Origin of the sequence: Denitratimonas organivorans (assembly GCF_037478135.1) — a bacterium.
GTDB lineage: Bacteria > Pseudomonadota > Gammaproteobacteria > Xanthomonadales > Xanthomonadaceae > Denitratimonas.
Genome location: NZ_JBBHDV010000004.1, coordinates 123,929 through 149,040, shown reverse-complemented (window position 1 = coordinate 149,040; position 25,112 = coordinate 123,929). Strand labels below are relative to the sequence as shown.

Genomic DNA, 25,112 nt, shown 5'->3' with positions numbered 1-25,112 from the left:
TCCCCATTCCCGCTTTCGGAGAAAGCACCAATGACCAACCAGATTCAGGACGCCTACATCGTCGCCGCCACCCGCACGCCGGTCGGCAAGGCGCCGCGTGGCGCATTCCGCAACACCCGCCCCGACGAGCTGCTGGCGCATGTGCTGCGCAGCGTCGTGGCACAGGCACCGGGCATCGACCTGTCCCGTATCGATGACGCCATCATCGGCTGCGCCATGCCGGAGGCCGAGCAAGGCATGAACGTGGCGCGCATCGGCGTGCTGCTCGCCGGCCTGCCGAACACCGTCGCGGCGCAGACCATCAACCGCTTCTGCTCCTCCGGCCTGCAGGCCGTGGCGCTGGCAGCCAATGAAATCCGCCTCGGCAATGCCGATCTGATCCTTGCCGGCGGCACCGAGTCGATGAGCATGGTGCCGATGATGGGCCATCGCCCAAGCCTGTCGCCCAGCGTGTTCGAGAACGAAAACATCGCGATCGCCTACGGCATGGGCATCACGGCGGAAAAGGTGTCCGAAGAATGGAAGGTCAGCCGCGAAGACCAGGACGCCTTTGCACTGGCCTCGCACCAGAAGGCGCTCGCGGCCCAGGCCGCCGGCGAGTTCAAGGACGAGATCACGCCTTACGAGGTCGTGGCCGATACGCCCGACCTTGCCGGCGGCTCGGTCAAGCAACGCAGGATCCTGGTCGAACATGACGAAGGCCCGCGTGCCGACACCAGCGCCGAAGGTCTGGCGAAGCTGCGCACCGTGTTCCGCGCCGGTGGCACGGTCACCGCCGGCAACAGTTCGCAGATGTCCGATGGCGCGGCCGGCATCCTGCTGGCCTCGGAACAGGCGATCAAGGATTACGGCCTGACCCCACTGGCGCGCTTCGTCAGCTTCTCGGTCGCCGGCGTGCGTCCGGAAGTGATGGGCATCGGCCCGATCGCGGCGATTCCCAAGGCGCTCAAGCAGGGCGGCCTGACCAAGGATCAGCTCGACTGGATCGAACTCAACGAAGCCTTCGCCGCGCAGGCGCTGGCGGTGATCCGCGATTGCGAACTGGATCCGTCCAAGGTCAATCCGCTCGGCGGCGCGATCGCGCTCGGTCACCCGCTCGGCGCCACCGGCGCGGTGCGTACCGCCACGATCACGCACGGCATGCGCCGCCGCAACAACAAATACGGCATGGTGACGATGTGCATCGGCACCGGCATGGGCGCCGCCGGTATTTTCGAAGCGCTCTGATCCACCACGACTGCAACACCGGACGGGGTGGCCCAGTGCCACCCCGTTCCCTATCCGGTCTCCGCCCTGCACCACGTGCAGCCAGTACCCGCAGCAGCATGACCAGACACGACTCCGCCATCGCCAGCACCCTTCCGCACGAACTGGAACTGCGCACCGCAGACGGTTTCCGTCTTGCCGCCACGCGCTATCCGGCGCAGGGCGCGTTGCGCGGGCGCGTCGTGGTGGCGGCTGCGACCGCGGTGCCGCGGGGTTTTTATCGGCGCTTTGCCAACTACGCCAGCGAACGCGGTTTCAACTGCCTGACCTTCGACTATCGCGGCATCGGCGGTTCGCGCCCGGCCAGCCTCAAGGGCTTCCGCATGAACCTGCTGGACTGGGGCCGGCAGGACATGGCCGCCGCTGTGGACGCTATGGCCGATGGAAAGGTTCCGTTGTTCGTGGTCGGCCACTCCTACGCCGGGCACGGTTTTGGCCTGATGCCGAACCACCACAAGGTGAGCGGTTTCCAGGTGTTCGGTACCGGCGCCGCGTGGCATGGCTGGATGCCGCTGGCCGACCGCCTCAAGGTACGGCTGTTCTGGCATTTATTGGGACCGTTGACCTGGCTGCTCGGCTACTGCCCCGGAAAACGCCTCATGCTGGGTGAAGACCTGCCGGCCGACGCGTTCCGCCAATGGCGGCGCTGGGCCGGGATGCGGCATTACTTCTTCGATGACCCGCAACTGCCGGAGCTCCATGAGCACTTTGCTGCCGTCACCACGCCGATTGTCACGGTCAACGCGCTGGACGATGCCTGGTCGTTGCCGGCCTCACGCGATGCACTGATGCGCGGTTACCGCAACGCGCCCATCACGCGACTGGATCCGGATCCGGAAGCATTCGGCCGGCCGATCGGCCATATGGGCTACTTCCGCCAGGGCGCCGAACCGCTGTGGGATGACATGCTGACCTGGTTCGCCTCGCTGGCAACGCCGGAAGCCTGATCCGATCAGCCTTCATCGGCGGCATTCAGCGCGCTTCAGCCGAACCACGATGCGGGCAGTGAGAAGCCGGGCGCCACCAGACAGTACGCCGCCGCTCCCAACCAGATCATGCCCACGGCCAGCGCCCACCACCTGCGCCGGATCAGCAGCAGAAAAGCCACTGGCAGGATCACAGCCAACGCCGTCACCGCCAGCGGTCCAACGGCCCTGCCCGATTGCCAGCCCGCCAGCGCCCAGCGCAGCAGCGCCTGCGTGCCGTAGAAGAACGTTCCCAATCCCAGCAGCGCAAGCAGCACGGCTTCCGGATCGAACTGTGCCCATGTGGTGCGTCTGCCTGCTGGCGTCTGGCCCTGCTTTTGTTCCGTCATGGCGATCTGCGCGGCCTGCAAGAAAGGTTCCCAGCATACCGATGCAGCAGCGGCATTCCTTCGCCAAACCGGAACGGGTAGTATACTGCCCTACAGTATCCAATCCGTTCAGCGCATGCCCCATTCACCCGAGGAAAAGAAGAAGGTCCTGAGCCGCATCCGCCGCATCCGCGGCCAGTGCGAAGGACTGGAACGCGCGCTGGAAGCCGGCGCCGATTGCGCGCCCGTGCTGCAACAGATCGCGGCAATCCGTGGCGCGGTCAACGGCCTGATGAGCGAGGTGCTGGAATCGCATCTGCGCGAACAGTTCGGCCACGCCGCCCACAGCGATCAGGAACGCGCCGCCCGCGTCGCCGAGATGACCGGGCTGATCCGTTCCTATCTGAAATGACCCGCCACCGTTGAACCACGCCACCGGCGTGCCGCCTTCCCCATTTCACTTCACCCCGCCTTGCAGGAGTACCACCATGAAAACCCGTGCCGCCGTTGCGTTTGAAGCCGGAAAGCCGTTGCAGATCGTCGAACTGGATCTGGAAGGTCCGAAGAAAGGCGAGGTGCTGGTCAAGATCACCCACACCGCGCTCTGCCATACCGATGCCTTCACCCTGTCCGGCGAGGATCCGGAGGGCGTTTTCCCGGCGGTGCTGGGCCATGAAGGCGCGGGCATCGTGGTCGAAGTGGGTGAAGGCGTGACCAGCGTCAAGCCGGGCGACCACGTGATCCCGCTGTACACCGCCGAATGCGGCGATTGCCTGTTTTGCAAGTCCGGCAAGACCAACCTGTGCGTGAGCGTGCGCGCCACCCAGGGCAAGGGCGTGATGCCCGACGGCACCACCCGCTTCAGCTACAACGGGCAGCCGGTCTACCACTACATGGGCTGCTCGACGTTTGCCGAACACACCGTGGTGGCCGAAGTGTCGCTGGCGAAGGTGAGCCCCGAAGCCAACCCCGAGCACACCTGCCTGCTCGGCTGCGGCGTGACCACCGGCATCGGCGCGGTGCACAACACGGCGAGGGTGCAGGAAGGCGACAGCGTGGCCGTGTTCGGCCTCGGCGCGATTGGTCTTGCCGTGATCCAGGGCGCGAAGCAGGCCAAGGCCGGCCGCATCATCGCCATCGACACCAACCCGGCGAAGTTCGAGTTGGCCAAGCAGATGGGCGCGACCGAATGCGTCAACCCGAAGGACCACGACAGGCCGATCCAGCAGGTGATCGTGGAGATGACCGGCTGGGGCGTGGACCACAGCTTTGAATGCATCGGCAACGTGGACGTGATGCGCGCCGCGCTGGAATGCGCGCACCGCGGCTGGGGCCAGAGCGTGATCATCGGCGTGGCCGGCGCGGGCAAGGAGATCAGCACCCGGCCGTTCCAGCTGGTCACCGGCCGCAAGTGGATGGGCACCGCCTTCGGTGGGGTCAAGGGCCGCAGCCAGTTGCCGGGCATGGTCGAGGACGCGATGAAGGGCGAGATCCAGCTCGCGCCCTTCGTGACCCACACCCTGCCGCTGGAGCGTATCAACGAGGCCTTCGAACTGATGGAAAAGGGCGAATCGATCCGTACCGTCATCCGTTATTGAGTTGAGGCAGATTGAGTTGAGCCAGGTGATGCTCTCAAGTCACAGGATAGATATGCCGAACATCGCATCAGCAAGTGTGCGTCTGCTCTTTTCAGCCCTGCTGGTCTGCATCCTGGGGACCGCGGTTGCGCGCGCGCAGGAACTGCCGCTCACCTCTGCCACGGACGTGGACGCCATTCTGGCTGACTTGCCTGATCTCGCGCGCAAAACGATGGCTGCACACCGTGAGGCCGCAGACACGATGGAGGATGCGGCGTCACTGGATGTGGTGTTCCGCTTGCAAAGCGTAGCGGACGAGCACGTCGCCGCAGCCGCCTCGCTGGAGTCGTTGATCGCGCTGCGTGAGGCCAGTGAACCCGGTAGCGCAGCTCCTCTGCGCGTATTCCTTGTGTACGAGCAGGCCCGCGCTGTCCGTGACCTAGAAGATGTCGGTATCCAGGCTGGTGTGGAGCGTGCGTTCCCGGAGGTTTTTTCCAGCCTTGGCGATCGTGATGCGAACAGCGCGATGTTCTGGTTGAGTGGCGATGTCCGACGTTTCCGCGATGACCTGCGCACCGCCGCAGGCAACCACGTTGGAAAGGAACGCATTTCACTTTCCGAAGCGATCAACCTGCTGCGTAAAGCCCATTTGCTATCGACCTACGAAACGATTGCTCCCCTGGCAGACAGGCTGATCAGCAGTGACGATGCACGCCGCTACCGGATCGATGATCGACTGCTCATCAGAACGCCGGATGGCGCAGACATTGCTGCCATCAGCATCCGGCCGCAGAGCGCCACCACGACATTGCCAACGCTACTGGTCTTCACCATCTACGCTGATGACACCTGGGCAACGAACGAAGCCCGGACAATGGCGGCGCATGGCTATGCGGGCGTGGTCGCGTACACACGCGGAAAGGGACGCAGCCCACAACGGCCCGTTCCTTATGAGCATGATGGCGACGATGCGCGCGCGGTGATCGACTGGATTGTGAGCCAGCCCTGGAGCGATGGTCGCGTGGGCATGTACGGCGGCAGTTACAACGGCTTCACCCAGTGGGCTGCGACGAAGAAGCTTCCGGTGGCGTTGAAAACCATCGTGCCCTATGCCGCCAACAATCCCGGCAACGGCCTGCCAATGGAGAACAATGTCTTCATCTTCGCCAACCATGCGTGGCCGTTCTACGTCGCCAACGACAAGTTTCTGGACGGCAAGACCTACTTCGACCACGCACGCTGGAATGAACTGAACGAGCGCTGGTATGCGAGCGGGCGCCGTTATCGTGAGATCGACCAGATCGACGGAACAGCGAACCCTTGGTTCCAGCGCTGGTTGCAACATCCCGCCTACGATGCGTACTGGCAGGCGATGACGCCCTACCGGGGCGAGTTTGCCGATATCGATATCCCGGTGCTGACCATCACCGGTTACTTCGATGACGGCCAGCAATCCGCGTTGGACTACATGCGTCAGCATCTGGCCCACCAACCGGATGCCAAGCACTACCTGCTGATCGGCCCATACGATCATGGCGGCGTACAGGCCCGACGCAAGCCACGCGCCCTGCGCGGCTACACGATCGATCCCGTCGCAGAATTCGACACCGCTGAACTCACTTTCCAGTGGATGGATCATGTTTTCCGGGATGCAGACATGCCTGGCCTGATCCGGAACAGGGTTAACCATCAGGTCATGGGGGCCAATGTCTGGAAGCACGCATCGTCGATTGAAGCGATGGCTGCGGAGCGGATGACGCTGTACCTGAGCGCGCAAGCGTCGGATGCCAGTACACAGAAAGAGCCGCTTCGGCTGCTTGCCACCCACGCGGACACGCCATCCGCCGTGGTGGAACAGCACGTGGACTTCAGCGACCGCGCCAACAGTCTGGGCGACCACTACCCTGCGCTGATCATTGGCAAGCAACTGGATGCCAGCAGCGGTTTGCTGTTCGCCAGCGCCCCGTTCGAGCAGCCGGTGGAGATTTCAGGCACGTTCTCCGGGGTCATGCACGTGACCGTCGACAAGCACGACTTCGATTTCAGCATCACGCTTTACGAGCGCAAGTCATCCGGGGAGCTTTTCCATCTCTCGTACTTTCTTGGTCGCGCCAGCCATGCCGATGACATGGCGACGCGGACATTGCTTCAGCCCGGAGAGCGCACCGCCATCCACTTTGACCGCTCGCGGATGACGAGCCGTCAGCTTGAGGCTGGCAGCCGGCTGCTGGCGGCAGTGACCGTCAACAAAAATCCCTATGCCCAGGTCAACCACGGCACCGGCAGGGATGTCAGCGACGAAAACATCCGCGATGCGGCGCAGCCGCTGCGGATCCAGTGGCATACCGACAGCCACATCATCATTCCGATTTCGAAGTAATCAGGAGGACGACTCACATGGAACGAATCGAACACCGCGCCTGCTTCGGCGGCTGGCAGGACGTCTACCGCCACCGCTCCGAGGTACTTGGCTGCGACATGACCGTGGGCGTGTACTTCCCGCCGCAGGCGGCGCAGGGCAAGAAACTGCCGGTGCTGTACTGGCTTTCCGGCCTGACCTGCAACGAGCAGAACTTCATCACCAAGGCCGGCGCGCAGCGTTATGCGGCCGAGCACGGGATCATTATCGTGGCGCCTGATACCAGCCCGCGCGGCGAGGACGTCGCCAACGACGAAGCCTACGACCTGGGCCAGGGCGCCGGCTTCTATCTCAACGCCACGCAAGATCCTTGGGCGAAGCACTACCGGATGTATGACTACATCGTGGAAGAATTGCCGGCGTGGGTGGAAGCCGACGACGCGGCCAGCGACGTGCGCGCGATCAGCGGCCATTCGATGGGCGGCCACGGCGCGCTGACCATCGCGCTGAAGAATCCGGGCCGCTACCGCAGCGTGTCCGCGTTCTCGCCGATCGTGGCACCGACGCAGGTGCCGTGGGGCGAGAAGGCGTTCAGCGCCTACCTCGGTGATGACCCCGAGGCGTGGAAGCAGTACGACACCGTGGAACTGCTGAAGTCGGCGCAGGAAAAACTGCCGCTGCTGATCGACCAGGGTGACGCTGACGAATTCCTCGAAGGCCAACTGAAGCCACAGCTGTTGCGCGAGGCAGCCGAAGCCGCCGGCCACCCGCTGCAACTGCGCATGCAGCCCGGCTATGACCACAGCTACTACTTCATCGCCAGCTTCATCGGCGAGCACATCGCGCACCATGCGCGCGCGTTGCGCGGCTGAGTCCCCTTCCCTGCCGCGAATGCCGACGCCGGCGCACCTGGAATTCCGGGCGCCGGCGTTTTCATTTCCACCCGCTGAAATCCCACTTGTCGAAACCCGCACCGCATTGCCCGGCGCTCCGGTTGCCGCACCGCGCTGCGGCGAGCAGACTTGGTACCCTTTCCGCCACCGGGGAAACACCGCATGGACACCACCACCCGCACTCCCGCCAGCCTCTGGATCGTTGGCGTACTGGCCCTGCTCTGGAACCTGCTCGGGCTGGCGTCCTTCGTTTTCCAGATGCTGATGCCGGCCGAAGCCTTGCAGGCGATGCCGGCCGAACAGCGCGCGGTCTACGAGGCCGCACCGGGCTGGCTGTACCTGTTCTACGGCATCGCCACCATCGGCGGCGTGCTGGGTTCGCTGGCGCTGCTGCTGCGCCGGCGCTGGGCCACGCTGGTGTTCCTCGTGGCGCTGCTGGGGCTGATCGTGCAGGTCATCGCCGGCTATGCGACCACGCCCTCGTGGGCGGTCAGTGGTGCGGCCGGGCTGGGCTTTTCGCTGTTCCTCGTGCTGGTCGCGGTAGCGCTGTGGCGCTTTTCGGCCTGGATGGAAAAACGCGGCGTGCTGCGCTGAACCCCACGCACGGGAGCGACCCGGTAAAACTTTCCGGGTTCGGAAAACCCTTCCCGCACCGGCGCTTGCAACGTTGATTTAACACACCGGCTCACGCGTTGTTCCCAGAATGGGGGCCCGGAACGAACTGGAACACGAACATACGCGTCTGAACCAGCGCCTGCTCTCGCTGCAGACCGCACATTCGATACGGATGCAGGTTGCTGGCAGCACGACGAAGGATGCATTCGTCGACGCTGCCGATCCGACGGCCATGGTCGCACCCCCGACGACGGCAGCTGTGCCCGATCAGGACAGCATAGATGGTTGTTGCCCGGCTTTCAGGACAGCCCCAGACGCCGCGCTTCCTTCACGCAGCGGTCGGCGATCTCCAGCGAATCGGTCACATAGGCGTGTCGCTTCTTCATGATCCTGGCCTCCAGTGGCGGGCGGCGCCGGGGTGGTGCCGCGAAATGGCGGACACGCCACTTCGACCAGCATTCAAGCAGTCTCCATGCCAGTGCGAGGGTTGCCATCCAGAAGCACGGCAAGCGGTCGATGCCGGTATTGATGCAGGAAAAACCTTCACGTTGCGGAAGTGTTTTCCGCCATGCGCGCAGGCTTTGCGCCCGCCCTGCCCCGCAAAGGGCGGGAAATCCGGCAGCACGCGGCTGGTACGGCATCTGCCTGGATCTGATGCCCCCATCTTGCAGAACGCCACCATGCCCTACGACTCGCCCCGCGATTTGCCCGACAACGTGGGCAATGTGCTGCCCGCACACGCGCAGGACATCTATCTGTCCGCCTGCAACAACGCCTGGGACACCAACGCCCACCCCGACGACCGCCGTGGCGATGATTCGCGTGAGGAAGTGGCGCACAACGTGGCCTGGGCGGCAGTGAAGCAGCGCTATTCAAAGCAGGCCGATGGCCGCTGGCGCGCCCGGAATTGACCCGCGATTGCGCCTTCCATCAGTGCCTGCCAGTAGCCATGACAGGGCTGCTCCAGGCATGGCATGGAACCTGCTTTTTCGTGCTGCGTCGGACCTTTTCACCCCTGCCTTTCACCACCCGGGAGACACCATCGTGGCCACCAAAGCCTATGACCCCAAGCAGCTCGAAGAACTCCTCCTGCAGGCCCTGCAGACTGAAATCGGCGGTATCAATGTGTACTCGGCAGCACTGGAATGCGCGATCGACGATGACCTGCGCAAAGAGTGGGAAGACTATCTGGAAGAGACGCACAACCATCACGCGATCCTGCTCAACGTGTTCGAGGAATTGGGCCTTGATCCGGAAAAGAACTCGCCCGGCCGCCAGATCGTCGCGCACCACGGCCGCTCGCTGGTGGAGGCGATCAAGATGGCCAAGGCCGGTGCCGAACCCGACGCCGCACAACTGGTCGCGGCCGAATGCGTGGTGCTGGCCGAAACCAAGGACCATATGAACTGGGAACTGATCGGCCACCTCGCCAAAGAGGCCAAAAGCGGATCGACCCGGGTGCTGAAACAGGCCTACGAGGCGGTCGAGCAGCAGGAAGACCATCACCTCTACCACACCACGGGCTGGACCCGGGAACTGTGGATCAAGGCGCTCGGGATGCCGGCGGTACTGCCGCCGCCCGAGGAGGTGAAGAACGTCGAAACCGCGATCGGTGCCTCGCGTGCCGAGCAGGCGCGCAGCCAGATGCTGTAGGCCCTGGCATACGCGTCAGCGGCAAACAACGCCGCAGGAACAGTGCCGGGCATCGCCTGTTCGGCGGCGGATGTGCGTGGATGTGGGCGTGCGTGGCGCCTGCACGGAATGTCCGGGTCGGGTGCTGGCCGGCGGCCTGGCCCGGACAGGCAATCGCTGATCGCGGGCAGCGTGGACAACGACGCCGGCAATGGGCCGTCGGCCAGGCAGCGCCGGCCTGCGGCAGGATCAGGAGACAACGACGGGCATCATGTGGACAGTCTCGCTTCCGCTGTGGGAATTTGTCGTTCGCGCGGCAATCGTCTATTTCGCGCTGATGCTGCTGTTGCGCCTCTCCGGCAAACGCACGCTGGGCGAATTCACCTCGTTCGACATGGTCGTGGTGCTGCTGATCGGCGAATCCACGCAGGGCGCGCTGACCGCCAGCGATCAATCGGTAATCGGTGCGCTGGTGGTGTGCGCCACGCTGATCGGGCTGAATGTGCTGATCGCGTTCCTCGGCACCCGCTTCCGCAGCCTGGATCGGCTGGTGCAGGGTGAACCGGTAGTGCTGCTGCGCAATGGCCAGGTGTTCGAGAAAGTCCTGCGACGCAACAACCTGCCGCGCTCCGATCTGGAAGAGGCGCTGCGTGAAAACGGGGTCGAGAATCCATCCGGTGCGGCGCTGGCGATCCTGGAAGTGGACGGCGAGATCAGCGTGATCAAGGCCGACGACAAGGATTGATCCAGAACGATTGAGCCGGCGCAGATCGGCACCCGCACCGCGACGGCGGACAAGGCCTGCCGTCGCGGTGTGATGACGGGTTGGCAGCGGAATCAGGCGGCCTGGTCTTCCTGCTTTCCATCCTTCTTGGCGCGGGCCTTGTCGGCGGTGTCGCGGATGTAGTCGCGCACCTGCGCTTCCAGCACCGGCAGCGGCACCGAACCCTGGCTCAGCACGGTGTTATGGAAGGCGCGGATGTCGAAATCCGCGCCCAGCGCCTGCTCGGCTTCGGCACGCAGCTTCCAGATCGCGATTTCGCCCAGCTTGTAGCTCAGCGCCTGGCCCGGCCAGGAAATGTAACGGTCGACCTCAGTCGTGACCTCGTGTTCGGACAGCGCGGTGTGGTCGCGCAGATAGGCCAGTGCCTGGTCACGGCTCCAGCCCAGATGGTGCACGCCGGTGTCGATCACCAGACGCGCGGCGCGCCACATTTCATACGAGAGCCGGCCGAAATCCTGGTACGGGGTTTCGTAGATGCCCATTTCCTTGCCGAGCTTTTCCACATACAGGCCCCAGCCCTCGCCGTAGGCGGAGATGTAGCTGTTGCGGCGGAATTCGGGCTGTTCTTCCTGCTCACGTGCCAGCGCGGCCTGGAAGGCGTGGCCCGGATCGGCTTCGTGCAGGGTCAGCGCCGGCAGGTTGTAGAACGGGCGCGACGGCAGGTCGTAAGTGTTGAGCCAGTAGGTGCCGGCGCCGCCACGGCCTGCGGTCCAGAACGGCGCGATATCGTCCGGCACCGGGATGATGGTGAAGCGCCCGCGCGGCACCGGATCGAAGAAGCGCCCGATCACGCCATCCACACGCTTGGCGATCCAGGCGGCGTGGTTGAGCAGTTCCTGCGGGGTCTTGGCGTAGAACTGCGGATCGGTGCGCAGGAAGTGCACGAAAGCGTCGAAATCACCGTCGAAACCCGATTGCGCGATGACTCCGTCCATCTCGGCGCGGATACGCGCGACCTCCTTCAGCCCGATGTCGTGGATCTCCTGCGGCGACAGGTCCAGCGTGGTGTACTCGCGGATCTGCTGGCGGTAATACGCCTTGCCGTCGGGCAGCGCTTCGGCCGCCAGCGTGGTGCGGGCGCCGGGCACGTATTCCTCGTGGAAGAAGGTCAGCAGCGCGGTGAAGGCCGGCTGCACCCGTGTGCTCAGTGCCTCGCGTGCATCCTTGCGCAAGGCGTCTTGCTGTTCGGCCGGAATCGTCGCCGGCATCTGCGCGAACGGCAGCCACAGGGTGAGCTTTTCGATGTCCTTTTCCTGCGCCACGGTGGCGATCGAGACTTCGCGCCCGTCCAGCACCGCACGTGGCACGCTGAAACCGCGCGCAAGGCCGGCGCGCATGTTGACGATGTGCTGCTCGAAGTAGCGCGGCACGTCGTTGAGCTTGCCGATGTAGGCGCGGTAATCATCGACATTGCGGAACTGGCCGCGCGCCATGAAGCCCAGGTTCGACCAGAACGAGGAATCGCTGTTGAACGGCATTTCGTAGCCGCGCAGACGCACGTCCGCCGCCAAGTTTTCGACCTGCGGGCGATAGACCTGGTAGTTCACGCGCTGTGCCGGCGACAGGGTTTGCGGGTCGATTGCATCGAGCTGCTTCAGCACGTCCTGCCACATCGCAAGGCGGGCCTGCTGGCTGGCTGCATCGACACTGGGCAGACGCGCGCGACGCGAGAAATCGGCGTCTTCACGGCTCAAGCCGTACTCGCGCTGGCGCCAGGTCCATTCCTTTTCGTAGATCGCGGTGAATTGCGCGTCGGCATCGACGGCGGCTTCTGTCGCGGTGTCGCTGACAGGTACGGTGGAGGCCAGCGCGACGGGCGCGGCAAGGGCAAACAGGCAGGTGGCGAACAGGGTTTTCATCAGGCGGACCTTCGGTGGCGCAGAGGGCGGGACATGCCGCGCGATCATGCCACCGGGTGCGGGGAAAATCCGGCTTTGTGCCGGATTCCGCATCCGGCCGGTGGAAAAGTCCGGACCTTCGCCCGCAAACAGCAAAGTGCGTTCGGGTATCGCGCGCCCCGCGCTGCCCGCATCGTTCTTCCTGCCCGCAAAAGCACGGCGCCCGCATATCGGCGGGCGCCGTGATCGGTGCAGCTCCGTAATCAGTATTCGTAGCGCACGCCGGCCAGCCAGGAGCGGCCGAAGCCTTCCATTTCCAGCACGCGGTTGCGCTGGCCCTGGAAGCGGACCTGGCGTTCGTCGGTGATGTTGTTGACCTCGCCGAAGATCGCCCAGCTGGCGGCGAAGCGGTAGCTGGTGCTGAAATCCAGGCTGTCGCGGTCGTCCCAGTAGATATTCAATTCCGGGCTGGAAACATTGAATTCCTGGATGAACCTGGAGCGGTAGTTGTAGGCCAGGCGGGCATTGAAGCCGGCCTTTTCGTAGGTCAGCGCGAGGTTGTAGTTGTTGCGCGAGGTGCCCGGTAGCTCGGTCTTGCCCAGTCCGAACGGCAGCTCGGCGCTGGACTTGGCCCAGGTGTAGTTGGCGTAGACGCCCAGCCCGCTCCACGCGCCCGGCAGCCTGTCGAAGGTCTGCTGCCAGGTCAGTTCCATGCCGTAGATTTCACCGCTGTCGCCGTTTTCCGGGCGGGTGATGCGCTGGTTCACGATATCCAGCGAGCCATCGTCCGGGTCCACCACTTCCCAGGTTTCATAGCTGTTGGCGACAAACAGCGGATCCTCGATGTCCTTGTAGAACAACGCCGCCGAGACCAGCCCCAGCGGGCGCAGATAGCGCTCCCAGGAGATGTCGAAGTTGTGCGCGTAGGCCGCTTCCACATCCGGATTGCCGACCTCGATGTTGTCCCATACGTTTTCGCCACGGATGCGGTATGGCGCGGTGTGCATGAAGTCCGGACGGTTCAGGCCGGTCGAATACGAGGCGCGCAGGATGCTGTCCGGGCTCAGCTCGTAGCGCAGGTGCAGGCTCGGCAGGAAGTGGTCGTAATCGCGCTTGGCGTACTGCGGGGTGAACTCCTCGGTTTCCTCGTTGAACTCGGCCGCGCTGCCTTCCAGCTCGGTGCGCTCGTAGCGCAGGCCGGCCACCATCGTCAGATCGCCCCAGTTCGCATCCAGCCGCACATAGGTGCCGTACACGTCCTCGGCGGCGCGGTAGTCGGCGGTGATCGAATCGGCGATCAGCCGTTCGTGGTTGTCGCTGGCCTGCAATGCGCCGGCATGGTTGCTGAAGATGTCGCGGCAGAAGCGGCGGCCGGTCAGGAAGTAATCGAAGTTGTTCGACCAGCTGTTGCACAGCATGTCCGAATAACCGATGCCCAGCGCATCGAAATCGTCCGATTCGCTGTTGCGGCGACGCTCGTCGTCGAACAGCTTGTCGCGCTGGCGCGCCCGCAGGCCGAACTTGATGTCACCCGAATCACCGAGGAACTGCTGCTCGCGGGTCAGGTCAACGCGGACGCTGTTCTCCTTCTCCTCGCTGTACTCATAGCGCTGGTTGAGGCGGCGGAAGCGGTACCAGTCCTCGGGCAGATTGACGCCGCTGGCCGGCGCATCGGCCACGTCCAGGATGGTCCAGCTCGGGAAATCCGGATTGCTGTAGTCGTACGCCAGGCGCGGGCGCACCTGCGAGCGGAAGATGAACTGGTCGCGCGGGCTGGTGGTCTTGTCGGCCTTGCTCTGCGCCGCCTGCCAATCGATCTTCCACGCGTCGCCCACCCAGTGCTCACCACCGAGGCTGTAGGTGCGGATGGTCTTGTCGTAGGTGCGCTCGCGCAGCTCCTTGTCGAAGGTGGCACGCCCGGCCACGCCGCTGACATCGTTGGAACCGGCTTCGTGCCGCTCCAGTTCGATCGCCAGCGTGTCGCGGAACTCGCGGTCCTTGAAGTTGGAATCGGACGCGACCAGGTACACCAGATTGTTCGGATCGATACGGAAATCGAAGCGGCCGGTCAGGCCGTTGCGGGTACGGGTGCCCTCGTAGTCCTTGATCTCGACCACCTCGGGCATGATGTCGCCATCGAAATCGGCGAACACAGCTTCGACGTTGTCGGTGAAACGCTCCTGCTTGCTGCGTGAGGCCGACAGCAGCACGCCGATATTGCCCTCGGCGCCGAAACGGTTGCCGATGGTGGCGTTGTAGCGCTCGTTGTCGCCCGAACCCAGCTGGTAACGCCCCAGCGCCGCCGAACCGCGCAGCGTCAGGCCGTCACGATCAAGCGCACTCTGGGTGCGGATGTTGATGTTGCCGGCGATTGCATCGCCGTCCATGTCCGGGGTCAGCGCCTTGGTGACTTCCAGCGCAGCGATCACGTCGGCCGGGATGGTGTCCAACTCCACGCCACGGCTTGCCGCATCCGGGTTGGCCAGTTGCACGCCATCCATCGTGACGGTGGTGAACTCCTTGGGCGCACCGCGCACCGTGACGTAGCGGCCTTCGCCCTGATCGCGCTCGATCGAAACGCCGGGGATGCGCTGGGTGGATTCGGCGATGTTGCTGTCCGGGAACTGGCCCAGCAGATCGGCCGACACCACGTTGACGTAGTTGGTGGAAGCGCGCTGCTGGTTCAGTGCCAGTGCCTGCGCACCGCGTGCGGCACGCACTTCGATTGTGCCCAGGCGCTCGGCATCGACGGTGCTGGACAGTTCCACATCCACCCGCACGCCGCGCTCGCTGCCGACCTCGATCACCACATCGCGGCCCTGGTAGCCCAGATAGTCCACGCGCAACGTGTACTGGCCCGGCGCCACGCCGTGGATGCGGAAGCTGCCATCGCGCTGGGTGACGGCTTCGCTGCCGTTGAGCGTGATCAGCGCACCATCCAGATACACCCCACGCGCGGCTTCCTTGATGTAACCGGTGACGGTGCCGGCGGTGCCTTCAGCCGTGATCGCAGGTGCCGCAGGCTGCGCCGTGGCCGGTGTCGGGACAGTGAGGGTCAGCGCGGTTGCCACGGCAATCGCAATCAGGGAAAGCTTGGGGGACATGGCCTGGTTTCCGGAGGCAAACAAGAAGGATTCGGCCTTGCGGCCATCCGGAAACCTTGATGGGGAAGTGTTACAGGCCGGTTAAGGGCGGCACGAACCGGTTCCGTTGCGGACAGGAGTGGCGGCTGCAACGTGCTGATTTGCTGACAGTGAGTGTGGCCGTGATCGTCGGCTTGTACGGGTTGAGGGCTCTTCCTTCATCCTGATGGGCGCCCTGCCCCGGTCGAGCGTTTGCTGTGTCCTTCCACTACTGTCCGGTTAACGCCCCCGACTTTCACCTAAAAAACCTTTTTCGTCATGGAGTTAAACCCACTTTTCGGGTGTCCCCGACTTGAACGGCAGTTCCCGGTCCGGAGAGGCTGTCGCTCCACCCTGGATCGGAGCCCTCCATGTACACCGGCAAGACCCTGTTCGCCCAACTCATGGACTTCCTGCCATGGAAACCGGCGCGACAAGACAAGAAAAAACCCCAACCGAGAACGGTTGGGGTTTCGTTATTGGTGGAGGTGGCGGGAGTTGAACCCGCGTCCGAAGGCGCTTGACCTCCAGTACTACATGCTTAGCTCACCGTTGGATCTCGTTCCGTCGACAGCACGATGTGCGAAGCGCGCCGGGGAACCAGCCTGATTGTTTTAGCTGCTGGCCGACAGGCGGCGGACAGGAGCGATCCCGTGATAATGACCCTACATCCACGAGCACAGGCACAAGTGGGTTCGGGGCTACGCCTTAAGCGGCGAGAGCGTAGTTGTCGTCGTTGGCAACTAAAAGTTTGCGACTGGATTAACGAGGAAAGTCACCCCCTCGGCATGCACCAGACAATCTCACTACCCCCGTCGAAGCCAGAACACCCCCGGGATAGGGAACCTGCCGTTTGTCTCGAAGGTTGCGGCGGGTTCCGTTGGTCAGTGTAGGGTCGCGGCGGCGGGTTCACAAGGTGCGCGGCGGATGATGTTCATGCGCGATGAACCCTTCGCGCCTTCACTCCCCTGCCCGCGCGCTGCGTACACGTGGGCGTTTGCAGGTTCACCGTGTTGCTGCTCGAAAGCCCTGCTCACCCCGGGCGGTTGTGGGCGCGCATGGTGCGCTGCTTTTCGCGGGCCCAGTCGCGGTCCTTTTCGGCCTGGCGCTTGTCATGCGATTGCTTGCCCTTGGCCAGCGCCAGGTCCAGCTTCACGCGGCCGTTCTTCCAGTACAGCGCCAGCGGGATCAGGGTGTAGCCGTCGCGCTCCACCTTGCCGATCAGGCGGCTGATTTCGTGCTTGTGCAGCAACAGCTTGCGGGTACGGCGGGCGTCGGTGATGACATGGGTGGAAGCGGAAATCAGCGGCTGGATCTGGGCACCGATCAGGAACAGTTCGCCCTTCAGCACCACGGCATAGCTCTCCGTCAGCGAGACACGGCCGGCGCGCAGTGCCTTGACCTCCCACCCCTGCAGCGCCACTCCGGCCTCGATGCGTTCTTCGATGGTGTAGTCGTGCCGGGCGCGCTTGTTCTGCGCGATCGTGGTGTTGCCGCTTCCGCTATTCTTTGCGTTCTTTTTTGACATCTTCACTTCCCTGTCAGGCCGGAGATTGTCGCCGATCCGGCCCAGTCCGGCGAGCGATGCAACTTGCGGCCTTCAGTATTCCCATGACCCAGATCCAACGCAGTGCCCTGGTGGCGCGCCCGGCGTCGACGATGTTCGCGCTGGTCAATGATGTGGTGGCGTATCCGCGTCGCTTCCAGTGGTGCGAGGCGGCGCAGGTGTTGTCGCAGGACGAAGCCGTGCAGGTGGCGCGGCTGGATCTGCGCATGGGCGGGTTGCGCACCTCGTTCACCACGCGCAATCAGCTCATTCCTGATGAATGCATCACGATGAACCTGGTCGACGGGCCTTTCCGCCGGCTGACCGGGGCCTGGCAGTTCACCGCGTTGGGCGATGCCGGCAGCAAGGTCGGGCTGACGATGGATTTCGAGATGGCCGGCAAGCTGTTCGGATCGGCGCTGGCGATGGGTTTCCAGCGCTTGGCCGACCGCATGGTCGAGGATTTCGTGCGCGAGGCGATGCGCACGCCATGAGCGCGCCGCAGCTTCGCATCGAGGTGGTGCAGGCCTGGCCGCAGCGTCAAATGCGCGTCAACCTGCTGTTGCCCGAAGGCAGCCATGTGTCCGATGCGCTGGCGCATCCGCAGGTCCTTGCGCTGTGGCCGGATGCGGCGCAGTTGCCGTTTGGTGTGTTCGGGCAGCGCTGCCACGGTGACCGGCAGCTGCGCGACGGCGATCGGATCGAGTTGTATCGCGAACTGCTGATTGATCCGAAAGCCGCACGCCGGGAGCGCGCGGCACGCGGCTGAGCGCCCTGCTCTTGCCGCCTGCCTTCCGCCGCGAAGCGGATCAGGGTGAGGCGGTGTCCGCTGTGTCGCCCGGCAGTTCGATCGTCGCGCGGGCGCGAAGCTGCGCGATCTTTTCTTCCAGATGCTTGTCGCCGGCCTGTTTGCGGATGCCTTCGCGCACCTGCTCGAACGGCGGCGGCGCGAATTCACGCGACCCCACGCGCTGGATCACATGCCAGCCGAAACGGCTCTGGATCGGCTCGGCGCTGACGCCGGCATCGGGCAGCGTGACTGCGACCCGGGCCAGTTCCGGCGGCAGCTGGGCCAGATTCAACCAGCCAAGATCGCCGGATTCGCGCACGGCACTGCGGTCCAGGCCGGCCACCCAGGCATCGAAATCCGCGCCCGCCGACAGCGCTGGCAACGCGGCCTGCGCATCGGCCTCCTCGGCGAACAAGGCGTGGAGCAGGTGCAGTTCCTGGTTGCCGGTGTGGGAAACCACCTGCTGGTAGAACTCGCGCAGTTGCGTGTCATCCAGGTTCATCGCGGCGCGGGTTTCGGAAAGATTGCGCGCGGCCAGCGCCTGCACCCGCAGCAGATCCAGTTCGGTGCGCACATCCGGGCGCGCGGCCATGCCGTCGGCGATGGCTTCCTGCGCCAAAAGCACGGTTTCCACCAGCAGATCCAGCCCTTCCTTGCGTTGTGCCGGGTCGGAAAGATCCAGGCCGCGGTTGCGTGCCGTGCGCGCCAGCATCGCCTCGCTGATGGCTTCGCCGTTGACCGTGACCACGACCGCGTCTTCCGGCTCGGACATGATCGCCGGCTCGGGGCCGGACTGGGCCGAGGTTGGCCCCGTGCCGGTGCCGCCGCATGCTGCAAGGCCGCTGCCAAGCAGCACGGCAAGCGCCAGCTTCGATGGGAAATTCGGGCCGGACATCATGGCAACACCTTGAGAAATGGATGAACCTGGACATCACGATACACCCTGGCGGCGACATACGGATCGGCCGCTGCCCAGGTTTCGGCGTCTTCCAGCGAAGCAAACTGCGCGACCAGCAGACTGCCGGAAAAACCGGCCGGGCCGGGGTCTTCGGCGTCGATCGCCGGCATCGGCCCGGCCAGCAGCAGGCGGCCCTGCTGTTGCAGTTGCGTCAGCCTTTCCAGATGCGCCGGGCGTGCCGCCAGCCGCTGTGCCAGGCTGTTGTCCGCATCGCGGGCGAATATCACGTACCACATGCGCGTATCCCCACCGGGAAAAGCCCGGCATCATAGGGACTCCGTTTCCGCCATTCCAGGTACCGATGAGCATCCGACTCGAGACCCACCCGGTGAACCCGCAATCACGCTACATCGCGCAGGCCGCGCGTGCGATCGCCGACGGCGCCTTGCTGGTCATCCCCACCGATGCCGGCTATTCGCTGACCTGGGGCATCGATGCCACCGCTGCCGAACAGCGCGTGCAACGCTTGCGGGCGCTGGACATGCGTCACCCTTTCACCTTACTCTGTGACACGATCAGCCAGATCGGAAGCTTGGCCAAACTCGATGATCAGGCCTTCCGCATCATCAAATCGCTGACCCCCGGTCCCATCACGTTCATCCTGCCCGCCGGCTCGGAACTGCCGCGGCGGCTGAAGCAGACCAAGCGCCGCGCCATTGGTTGCCGCATTCCGAACAATGCCGTCACGCGCGCCCTGCTGGAAACCGTGGGTTCACCGTTGCTGACCACCAGTCTCGTGCTGCCCGACGAACCGTTGGACAACCACGAAGCCGACGCAGTCGCTGAAAGCCTGCTGCGCCATGTGGATCTGATGCTCGATGCCGGCGATTGCCCGCCTGGCCCGACGAGTGTCCTGGATCTCACCGGCGACGCGCCCACGGTGACGCGCCAGGGGTTTTATCCGCTGGAACTTGATTGACCTTCGCCCGGTGCATCTGGTCCGGACGAGATGACCTCATGACGATGGTTACGCACGCATACATCCGCGCCTGACGCGGCCCGCGCTGCGATTGCCGACGCCGCCTGGCGCGGCGCAACACGACGCACTGCCATTCCGCCGGCCCGAGGGAGCCGCACGACCGCATGACCCAACAGGCGCCCGACATCGCCAACGATGCAACCGCAGCGGTACCGCCACAGCAGCAGGAAATGCCGTTGGCGCTGGTACATGGGCAGCCGCTGCTGCAGATGCCGCAGGATCTGTACATCCCGCCGGATGCGCTGGAGGTGATCCTGGAATCCTTCGAAGGCCCGCTGGATCTGCTGCTGTACCTGATCCGGCGCCAGAACCTGGACATCCTCGACATCCCGGTGGCCGAAATCACCCGCCAGTACGTGGACTACATTGGCGTGATGCAGGAGCTGCGCTTCGAACTGGCGGCCGAATACCTGGTGATGGCCGCGATCCTGGCCGAAATCAAATCGCGCCTGCTGCTGCCGCGCCCGCCGCAGGAAGACGGCGAAGAAAGCGATCCGCGCGCCGATCTGGTGCGCCGTCTGCAGGAATACGAGCGCTACAAGCAGGCCGCCGAAGACATCGACGCCCTGCCCCGGGTCGAACGCGACACCGTGCCGGTGCACGCCTTCGTGCCGGAACTGCGGGTCGAACGCGAACCGCCCTCGGTGGACATGCGCGAGCTCCTGAGCGCACTGGTGGACGTGCTCAAGCGCGCCGAACTGTTCACCCGGCACGCGATCCGGCGCGAAGTGCTGAGCGTGCGCCAGCGCATGAGCGAAGTGCTCGCGCAGATCGGCGACGGCCAGTTCCACGCCTTCGACAGCCTGTTCCGGCTGGAGGAAGGCCGTCAGGGTGTGATCGTCAGTTTTCTGTCGATCCTGGAGCTGGCCAAGGAACGCTTGCTGGAGATCGTCCAGGAGGCCCAGGCTGCGCCGATCTATGTGCGCTCGCTGGCCGTGGCCGGCGAAGAAACCGATGCCTTCGACCCGGAAACTGCCGGTGGCGACGAATACGGTGGCCAGGAGGCCATAGAGAATGAGTGACACCATCGACCCTGGCCTGATCAAGCGCATCGTGGAAGGCGCATTGCTGGCCTCCAACCAGCCGTTGACGCTGGCCCAGTTGCAGGCGCTGTTCCCCGAAGACCAACCGGCGCCCAAGGATTCGATCGAAGCCGCACTGCAGGCGCTGCAGCAGGACTGCGCCGAACGCGGCATTGAACTGGTCGAAGTGGCCAGCGGCTTCCGCTTCCAGGTGCGCACCGAGGTGCATCCCTGGGTCGCACGGCTGTGGAGCGAGCGCCCCACCCGCTACACCCGCGCCACGCTGGAAACCCTGGCGCTGATCGCCTACCGCCAGCCGATCACGCGCGGCGAGATCGAACAGATCCGCGGCGTGACGGTCAGCAGCAACATCATCCGGATGCTGGAAGAACGCGAATGGATCCGCGTCATCGGCCACCGTGACGTGCCGGGCCGCCCTGCCCTGTTCGGCACCACCAAGGTCTTCCTGGACTATTTCAACCTCAAGAGCCTGGACGAATTGCCGCCGCTTTCCGAGCTGCGCGAACTGACCGAACTGGAGCCCGAGCTGCCGTTCGAAGGCGACAGCTCCGAGGCCACACCCGCGCAGACGGACGCCGCACAGGCCGATCCCGACGATGCAGACAACCTGCCCGATGTTCCCGCCCCTTCGCTGGAAGACGCCGGCGACATCGTGATTTCCCCCGACATCCCGGCCACCGCAGCCGTGCTCGTGCCACCCGGCGATGCCGCCGTGCTGGCCGACACCACTGCCGACACCGATCTTTCCCCCATGGACGCGGACGACGATACCGATACCGCGCCGGAGCACATCGCATGACCCGTTCCACCCCCGACAACACCCCCCACCGCCGCACCCTCTCGCTGAAGCGCGATGCCGCCGCCAGCGGGCTTGAAGAACGCCTGCACAAGGTCCTGGCCCAGGCCGGCCTGGGTTCGCGCCGCGCGCTGGAAGAGCGCATCGCGCAGGGCCAGGTGCAGGTCAACGGCGAAGTCGCCGCGACCGGCAGCAGCGTCCGTAGCGGCGACCGGGTCGAACTGGATGGCCGCGTGTTCGTGGCCACCGGCCAGACCGCCGCACCGCGCGTGCTGGTCTACAACAAGCCCGAAGGCGAAGTCACCACGCGCGAAGACCCGGAAGGCCGCCCGACCGTGTTCGATCGCCTGCCCACGCTCAAGGGCGCGCGCTGGATCAATGTCGGCCGTCTGGACATCAACACCACCGGCCTGCTGCTGCTGACCACTGATGGCGATCTGGCCAACGCGCTGATGCACCCTTCGGCCGAAATCACCCGCGAATACGTCTGTCGCATTCCCGGCGAAGTCAGCGATGCCCAGCTGCAGCAGCTGGCGCGTGGCGTGACGCTGGAGGATGGCCCGGCCCGCTTCGACGAAATCGAACGCATCGGCGCCAGCGACAGCCATGCCTGGTTCCGCGTGGTGCTGCACGAAGGCCGCAACCGCGAAGTGCGACGCATGTGGGAAGCGGTCGGCTTCCAGGTCAGCCGCCTGAAGCGGGTGCGCTACGGCAGCGTCGGCCTGCCGCGCCTGCTGCGTCGCGGCCAGTACGAAGAACTGCCGGTTGAACAGGTCGAGCGGCTGCGCGGTGAAGCCGGTCTGGGTGATGAGCAGCCCACGCTGACGCTGCAGCCGGTGATCGGCCAGCGCCGCGCCAAGACCGCCGAGTATCGTCCTGCGCCGCGCGAGCAGCGCGCCTGGACCCAGGGCAGCTACGGCGACGATGCCGCGCGCGAAGTACGCGCCTTCGACAACCTGCGCGAAGACCGCTCCGGCAAGCCGCGTTACGGCAAGCCCGGCGGTGGTGCCGGTGCCGGCCGCGGCGGCCCGAAGAAAGGTGGCGGTGGCAAGCGCCAGGTGCCCGATGACATCGGCAATCGCCTGACCGCACCCGGCGGTACTCCGCGACGCAAATCCAAGGGTGCGGCACCGGGCTTCGAGAATCCGGCCGAACACCGTTCCTGGTACGTGCCTGAAGGCGTCACCACCACCAGCAAGATCGCGCCGCCGCGCCATGTCGGCCGCGCCGGCCCGCTCAACCCGCGTCCTGCACGTGGCGGCGGCAAACCTGCAACGGGCGGGCGCGGTGCGTCGCCGTATTCGGGTACACCGAACCAGGGACCGGGTGGCAATCGCGGCACGGGCCCGCGTGGCAAGGGACGCGGCGGCCCGACCGCACCGCGCGGCAACAGCCGCGGCCCCGGCCATGGTTCACCGCGCTCCAACAAGCCGCGCGGCTGAGTCGCGGCACTGCCTTTCGACGGTAGTCGAAGCAAAGATCCGACCTCTTTCGGGATCCCAGCGACGACCGCCGCGCTGAACACGCGTGGCGGATCAGAGCGTCAGACTGAAGTCATCGGCATCCATGAAGGCCGGAAAGCGCCTGCGGTGCGCTTCCAGCAACGCGGCCGACAAGACCGTCGTCACCACCTGGGTCTGCGCGCCCAGATCCACCAGCGGCATGCCGAGCGGATCCAGCACCGCGCTGTCGCCACTGTAAGCATGGCCGTTGTCATCGGTGCCGACGCGGTTGACCCCGACCACCCAGGCCAGATTTTCGATCGCGCGGGCGCGCAGCAAGGTGCGCCAGGCGTAGCGCCGCGGGCTGGGCCAGTTCGCCACGTACAGCGCCAGGTCGTATTCGGCGCGCTGTTCTTCTTGCAGCCAGCGGTTGCGGCTGAAGACCGGAAAACGCAGGTCATAGCAGACCTGCGGCAGGATGCGCCAACCGCGCCAGCTCCACAGTTCGCGGCTATGGCCACCGGCATAGCGCAGATGCTCGTCGGCCATACGGAACAGATGGCGCTTGTCATACCAGCGCAGGCCGCCGTCCGGTTCGGCCCAGATCAGGCGGTTCACCACGCGCCCGGCTTCCGCGATCACCAGCGAGCCGGTGATCACCGCGCCGGTGTCTTCGGCCAGTTGCCGCATCCAGGCCACGCTCGCGCCGTGCATGTCCTCGGCATCGTGGATGGCCTCGTTGCTGAAACCGCTGGTGAAGGTCTCCGGCAGCACCACCAGATCGGTTTCACGGCGCAGCGGGCGCACCAGGGCGCCGTAGAGTTCACGGTTGCCGGCAGGATCGTGCCAGACCGTATCGGCCTGAACGATGGAAACCCGCAAATTGGCAGCTGTCGTCATGGTTTGCTTCCTCCCACGTTGCCGGTGGCCCGGCTCACACTGCCACCAGCCGTTGCGCCGCCGCCACCTGGGTGGCATCGGCCTTGGCAAAACAGAAACGCACCAGCCGCTGTCCGGGCGGTGGCTGGTGCTGGAACGGTGACAGCGGAATCGCCGCCACCTTGTGTTCCATGGCCAGCCAGCGGCAGAACGCCACATCGTCCTGATCGGAGATCGCCGAATAGTCGGCCAGCTGGAAATAGGTGCCAGCCACCGGCAGCAGTTCAAAGCGGCTGCCCGCCAGCAGTTCGCGGAACCGGTCGCGCTTTTGCTGATAGAAGGCGGGCAACTCCAGATGGTGTTCCGGATGCTCACGCAGCATTGCCGCCAGCGCCCATTGCGCCGGGTTGAACGTGCTGAAGGTCAGGTACTGATGCACCTTGCGGAACTCGGCGCTCAGGGCCGGTGGCGCGATGCAGTAGCCGATTTTCCAGCCGGTGCAGTGATAGGTCTTGCCGAACGAGGACACCACGAAGCTGCGCGCGGCCAGTTCCGGATGGCGCAGCACGCTGAAATGCGGCACGCCATCGAACACGATGTGCTCGTAGACCTCATCGGACAGCAGCACGATGCGGGTGCCGCGCAACACGTCGGCCAGCGCTTCCAGATCGGCCGCCGAGAAAACCGCGCCGCTGGGATTGTGGGGGCTGTTGACGATCAGCATCCGGGTGCGCGGGCCGATGGCGTCCCGCACACGCTGCCAGTCCACGGAAAAATCCGGCGCCCGCAGCGGCACGTGCACCGCCTGCGCGCCGGCCAGTGCGATCGCCGGTTCGTAGCAGTCGTAGCACGGGTCCAGCACGATGACCTCGTCACCGCTGCGCACCACCGCATGGATCGCCGCGAAGATCGCTTCAGTCGCGCCACTGGTGACGGTGACGTCGGCACCTGCGTCGATCCGGGCGCCATGGAGCGCTTCGACCTTGGCCGCGATCTGTTCGCGCAGCTCCACCACACCGGTCATCGGCGCGTACTGGTGATGGCCTTCGCGCATCGCCTGCACCAGCGCCTGCTGCAGGAAATCCGGCGGCTGGAAATCGGGGAAGCCCTGCCCCAGGTTCAGCGCACCATGCTCGGCGGCCAGCTGCGACATCCGGGTGAAGATCGTGGTGCCGACCTTGGGCAGTTTGGTCGGCGGCAATGCAAAGGACATGAGGCGGTGATCCGGTCGATGGAAACGGGCAAGCCTAGGCGTGGCGGGCGCTGGCAATCCGGGTTGTCCGGGTTGCCAGCGCTCAC

The 25,112-nt window shown here is 65.0% G+C and carries 25 protein-coding genes, 1 other RNA gene and 1 pseudogene; 17 read left to right on the top strand and 10 right to left on the bottom strand.

Features of this window, described 5'->3' with window-relative positions:
• Window positions 1-30: 30 nt before the first annotated feature.
• Window positions 31-1,227 (top strand): acetyl-CoA C-acyltransferase, encoded by a 1,197-nt coding sequence (locus WDB66_RS06065; protein ID WP_339397640.1) that lies wholly within the window; start codon window positions 31-33, stop codon window positions 1,225-1,227.
• Window positions 1,228-1,325: 98 nt separating this feature from the next.
• Window positions 1,326-2,213 (top strand): alpha/beta hydrolase family protein, encoded by an 888-nt coding sequence (locus tag WDB66_RS06060; RefSeq protein ID WP_339397639.1) that lies wholly within the window; start codon window positions 1,326-1,328, stop codon window positions 2,211-2,213.
• Window positions 2,214-2,248: 35 nt separating this feature from the next.
• On the opposite strand, the gene WDB66_RS06055 is transcribed toward WDB66_RS06060, so the two are convergent.
• Window positions 2,249-2,602: a hypothetical protein gene (locus WDB66_RS06055; RefSeq protein ID WP_339397638.1), complete on the bottom strand. Its 354-nt coding sequence runs from the start codon at window positions 2,600-2,602 to the stop codon at window positions 2,249-2,251.
• 94 nt (window positions 2,603-2,696) lie between these two features.
• On the opposite strand from WDB66_RS06055, the gene frmR reads away from it, so the two are divergent.
• The 5 genes from frmR to WDB66_RS06030 all read left to right on the top strand — a co-directional run bounded on the left by frmR (window position 2,697) and on the right by WDB66_RS06030 (window position 7,983).
• Window positions 2,697-2,972: a formaldehyde-responsive transcriptional repressor FrmR gene (gene frmR, locus WDB66_RS06050; RefSeq protein ID WP_339397637.1), complete on the top strand. Its 276-nt coding sequence runs from the start codon at window positions 2,697-2,699 to the stop codon at window positions 2,970-2,972.
• 76 nt (window positions 2,973-3,048) lie between these two features.
• Window positions 3,049-4,158 (top strand): S-(hydroxymethyl)glutathione dehydrogenase/class III alcohol dehydrogenase, encoded by a 1,110-nt coding sequence (locus tag WDB66_RS06045; protein ID WP_339397636.1) that lies wholly within the window; start codon window positions 3,049-3,051, stop codon window positions 4,156-4,158.
• Between the two features lie 52 nt (window positions 4,159-4,210).
• A complete protein-coding gene (locus tag WDB66_RS06040) occupies window positions 4,211-6,517 on the top strand; it encodes a CocE/NonD family hydrolase (RefSeq protein WP_339397635.1) in 2,307 nt (768 codons plus the stop codon).
• 17 nt (window positions 6,518-6,534) lie between these two features.
• Window positions 6,535-7,368 (top strand): S-formylglutathione hydrolase, encoded by an 834-nt coding sequence (gene fghA / locus WDB66_RS06035; RefSeq protein WP_339397634.1) that lies wholly within the window; start codon window positions 6,535-6,537, stop codon window positions 7,366-7,368.
• 183 nt (window positions 7,369-7,551) lie between these two features.
• A complete protein-coding gene (locus tag WDB66_RS06030; protein ID WP_339397633.1) occupies window positions 7,552-7,983 on the top strand; it encodes a hypothetical protein in 432 nt (143 codons plus the stop codon).
• Between the two features lie 320 nt (window positions 7,984-8,303).
• Here WDB66_RS06030 and WDB66_RS06025 read toward each other — a convergent pair whose 3' ends face one another.
• Complete coding sequence (locus tag WDB66_RS06025; RefSeq protein ID WP_339397632.1) at window positions 8,304-8,498, bottom strand: hypothetical protein; 195 nt, start codon at window positions 8,496-8,498, stop codon at window positions 8,304-8,306.
• Between the two features lie 186 nt (window positions 8,499-8,684).
• Here WDB66_RS06025 and WDB66_RS06020 point away from each other — a divergent pair, with 186 nt between their 5' ends.
• The 3 genes from WDB66_RS06020 to WDB66_RS06010 all read left to right on the top strand — a co-directional run bounded on the left by WDB66_RS06020 (window position 8,685) and on the right by WDB66_RS06010 (window position 10,381).
• On the top strand, window positions 8,685-8,915 hold the full coding sequence (locus WDB66_RS06020) for a ChaB family protein (RefSeq protein WP_339397631.1): 231 nt from the start codon (window positions 8,685-8,687) through the stop codon (window positions 8,913-8,915).
• A 133-nt stretch (window positions 8,916-9,048) separates the two neighbouring features.
• Window positions 9,049-9,657 (top strand): hypothetical protein, encoded by a 609-nt coding sequence (locus WDB66_RS06015; protein ID WP_339397630.1) that lies wholly within the window; start codon window positions 9,049-9,051, stop codon window positions 9,655-9,657.
• A 250-nt stretch (window positions 9,658-9,907) separates the two neighbouring features.
• On the top strand, window positions 9,908-10,381 hold the full coding sequence (locus WDB66_RS06010) for a DUF421 domain-containing protein (RefSeq protein WP_339397629.1): 474 nt from the start codon (window positions 9,908-9,910) through the stop codon (window positions 10,379-10,381).
• A gap of 92 nt (window positions 10,382-10,473) precedes the next feature.
• Here the strand turns inward: WDB66_RS06010 and WDB66_RS06005 are convergent, their stop codons facing one another.
• Entirely contained in the window at window positions 10,474-12,279 is a 1,806-nt protein-coding gene (locus tag WDB66_RS06005) for a DUF885 domain-containing protein (protein ID WP_339397628.1), read from the bottom strand.
• A gap of 242 nt (window positions 12,280-12,521) precedes the next feature.
• Complete coding sequence (locus WDB66_RS06000; protein WP_339397627.1) at window positions 12,522-15,362, bottom strand: TonB-dependent receptor; 2,841 nt, start codon at window positions 15,360-15,362, stop codon at window positions 12,522-12,524.
• A gap of 389 nt (window positions 15,363-15,751) precedes the next feature.
• Here WDB66_RS06000 and WDB66_RS05995 point away from each other — a divergent pair, with 389 nt between their 5' ends.
• Window positions 15,752-15,904, top strand: coding sequence for a hypothetical protein (locus tag WDB66_RS05995; protein WP_339397626.1), 153 nt, complete (start codon window positions 15,752-15,754; stop codon window positions 15,902-15,904).
• Here WDB66_RS05995 and ssrA read toward each other — a convergent pair.
• Window positions 15,861-16,214: a transfer-messenger RNA gene (gene ssrA, locus WDB66_RS05990) on the bottom strand. The two genes, WDB66_RS05995 and ssrA, sit on opposite strands and share 44 nt — an antisense overlap.
• Before the next feature lie 199 nt (window positions 16,215-16,413).
• Window positions 16,414-16,908, bottom strand: a complete 495-nt coding sequence (gene smpB / locus WDB66_RS05985; protein ID WP_339397625.1) for an SsrA-binding protein SmpB — start codon at window positions 16,906-16,908, stop codon at window positions 16,414-16,416.
• Between the two features lie 83 nt (window positions 16,909-16,991).
• Between smpB and WDB66_RS05980 the strand changes: the two genes are divergently transcribed.
• Both WDB66_RS05980 and WDB66_RS05975 read left to right on the top strand, forming a co-directional pair.
• Window positions 16,992-17,420, top strand: coding sequence for a type II toxin-antitoxin system RatA family toxin (locus tag WDB66_RS05980; protein WP_339397624.1), 429 nt, complete (start codon window positions 16,992-16,994; stop codon window positions 17,418-17,420).
• A complete protein-coding gene (locus WDB66_RS05975) occupies window positions 17,417-17,695 on the top strand; it encodes an RnfH family protein (RefSeq protein ID WP_339397623.1) in 279 nt (92 codons plus the stop codon). Before WDB66_RS05980 ends, WDB66_RS05975 begins: the two co-directional genes overlap by 4 nt.
• 40 nt (window positions 17,696-17,735) lie before the next feature.
• Here the strand turns inward: WDB66_RS05975 and WDB66_RS05970 are convergent, their stop codons facing one another.
• Window positions 17,736-18,611, bottom strand: a complete 876-nt coding sequence (locus WDB66_RS05970) for a peptidylprolyl isomerase (protein WP_339397622.1) — start codon at window positions 18,609-18,611, stop codon at window positions 17,736-17,738.
• On the bottom strand, window positions 18,611-18,910 hold the full coding sequence (locus WDB66_RS05965; protein ID WP_339397621.1) for a YciI family protein: 300 nt from the start codon (window positions 18,908-18,910) through the stop codon (window positions 18,611-18,613). Before WDB66_RS05965 ends, WDB66_RS05970 begins: the two co-directional genes overlap by 1 nt.
• Before the next feature lie 65 nt (window positions 18,911-18,975).
• Between WDB66_RS05965 and WDB66_RS05960 the strand changes: the two genes are divergently transcribed.
• The 4 genes and pseudogenes from WDB66_RS05960 (at window position 18,976) to rluB (ending at window position 22,934) form a co-directional block, all read left to right on the top strand.
• A complete protein-coding gene (locus WDB66_RS05960; protein ID WP_339397620.1) occupies window positions 18,976-19,593 on the top strand; it encodes an L-threonylcarbamoyladenylate synthase in 618 nt (205 codons plus the stop codon).
• 164 nt (window positions 19,594-19,757) lie between these two features.
• Window positions 19,758-20,675, top strand: a complete 918-nt coding sequence (locus WDB66_RS05955; RefSeq protein ID WP_339397619.1) for a segregation and condensation protein A — start codon at window positions 19,758-19,760, stop codon at window positions 20,673-20,675.
• A 4-nt stretch (window positions 20,676-20,679) separates the two neighbouring features.
• Window positions 20,680-21,298 (top strand): annotated as a pseudogene (gene scpB / locus WDB66_RS05950) (SMC-Scp complex subunit ScpB); the annotation flags it as partial.
• Window positions 21,299-21,491: 193 nt separating this feature from the next.
• The gene (gene rluB, locus WDB66_RS05945) at window positions 21,492-22,934 is read left to right on the top strand and encodes a 23S rRNA pseudouridine(2605) synthase RluB (protein ID WP_339397618.1); all 1,443 of its coding nucleotides are present in this window, start codon (window positions 21,492-21,494) and stop codon (window positions 22,932-22,934) included.
• A 93-nt stretch (window positions 22,935-23,027) separates the two neighbouring features.
• Here the strand turns inward: rluB and WDB66_RS05940 are convergent, their stop codons facing one another.
• Both WDB66_RS05940 and WDB66_RS05935 read right to left on the bottom strand, forming a co-directional pair.
• A complete protein-coding gene (locus tag WDB66_RS05940; RefSeq protein WP_339397617.1) occupies window positions 23,028-23,834 on the bottom strand; it encodes an amidohydrolase in 807 nt (268 codons plus the stop codon).
• Window positions 23,835-23,868: 34 nt separating this feature from the next.
• Window positions 23,869-25,026 carry a pyridoxal phosphate-dependent aminotransferase gene (locus WDB66_RS05935; RefSeq protein ID WP_339397616.1) on the bottom strand — a complete coding sequence of 386 codons (1,158 nt, stop codon included), beginning with the start codon at window positions 25,024-25,026 and terminating at the stop codon, window positions 23,869-23,871.
• Window positions 25,027-25,112 lie beyond the last annotated feature (86 nt).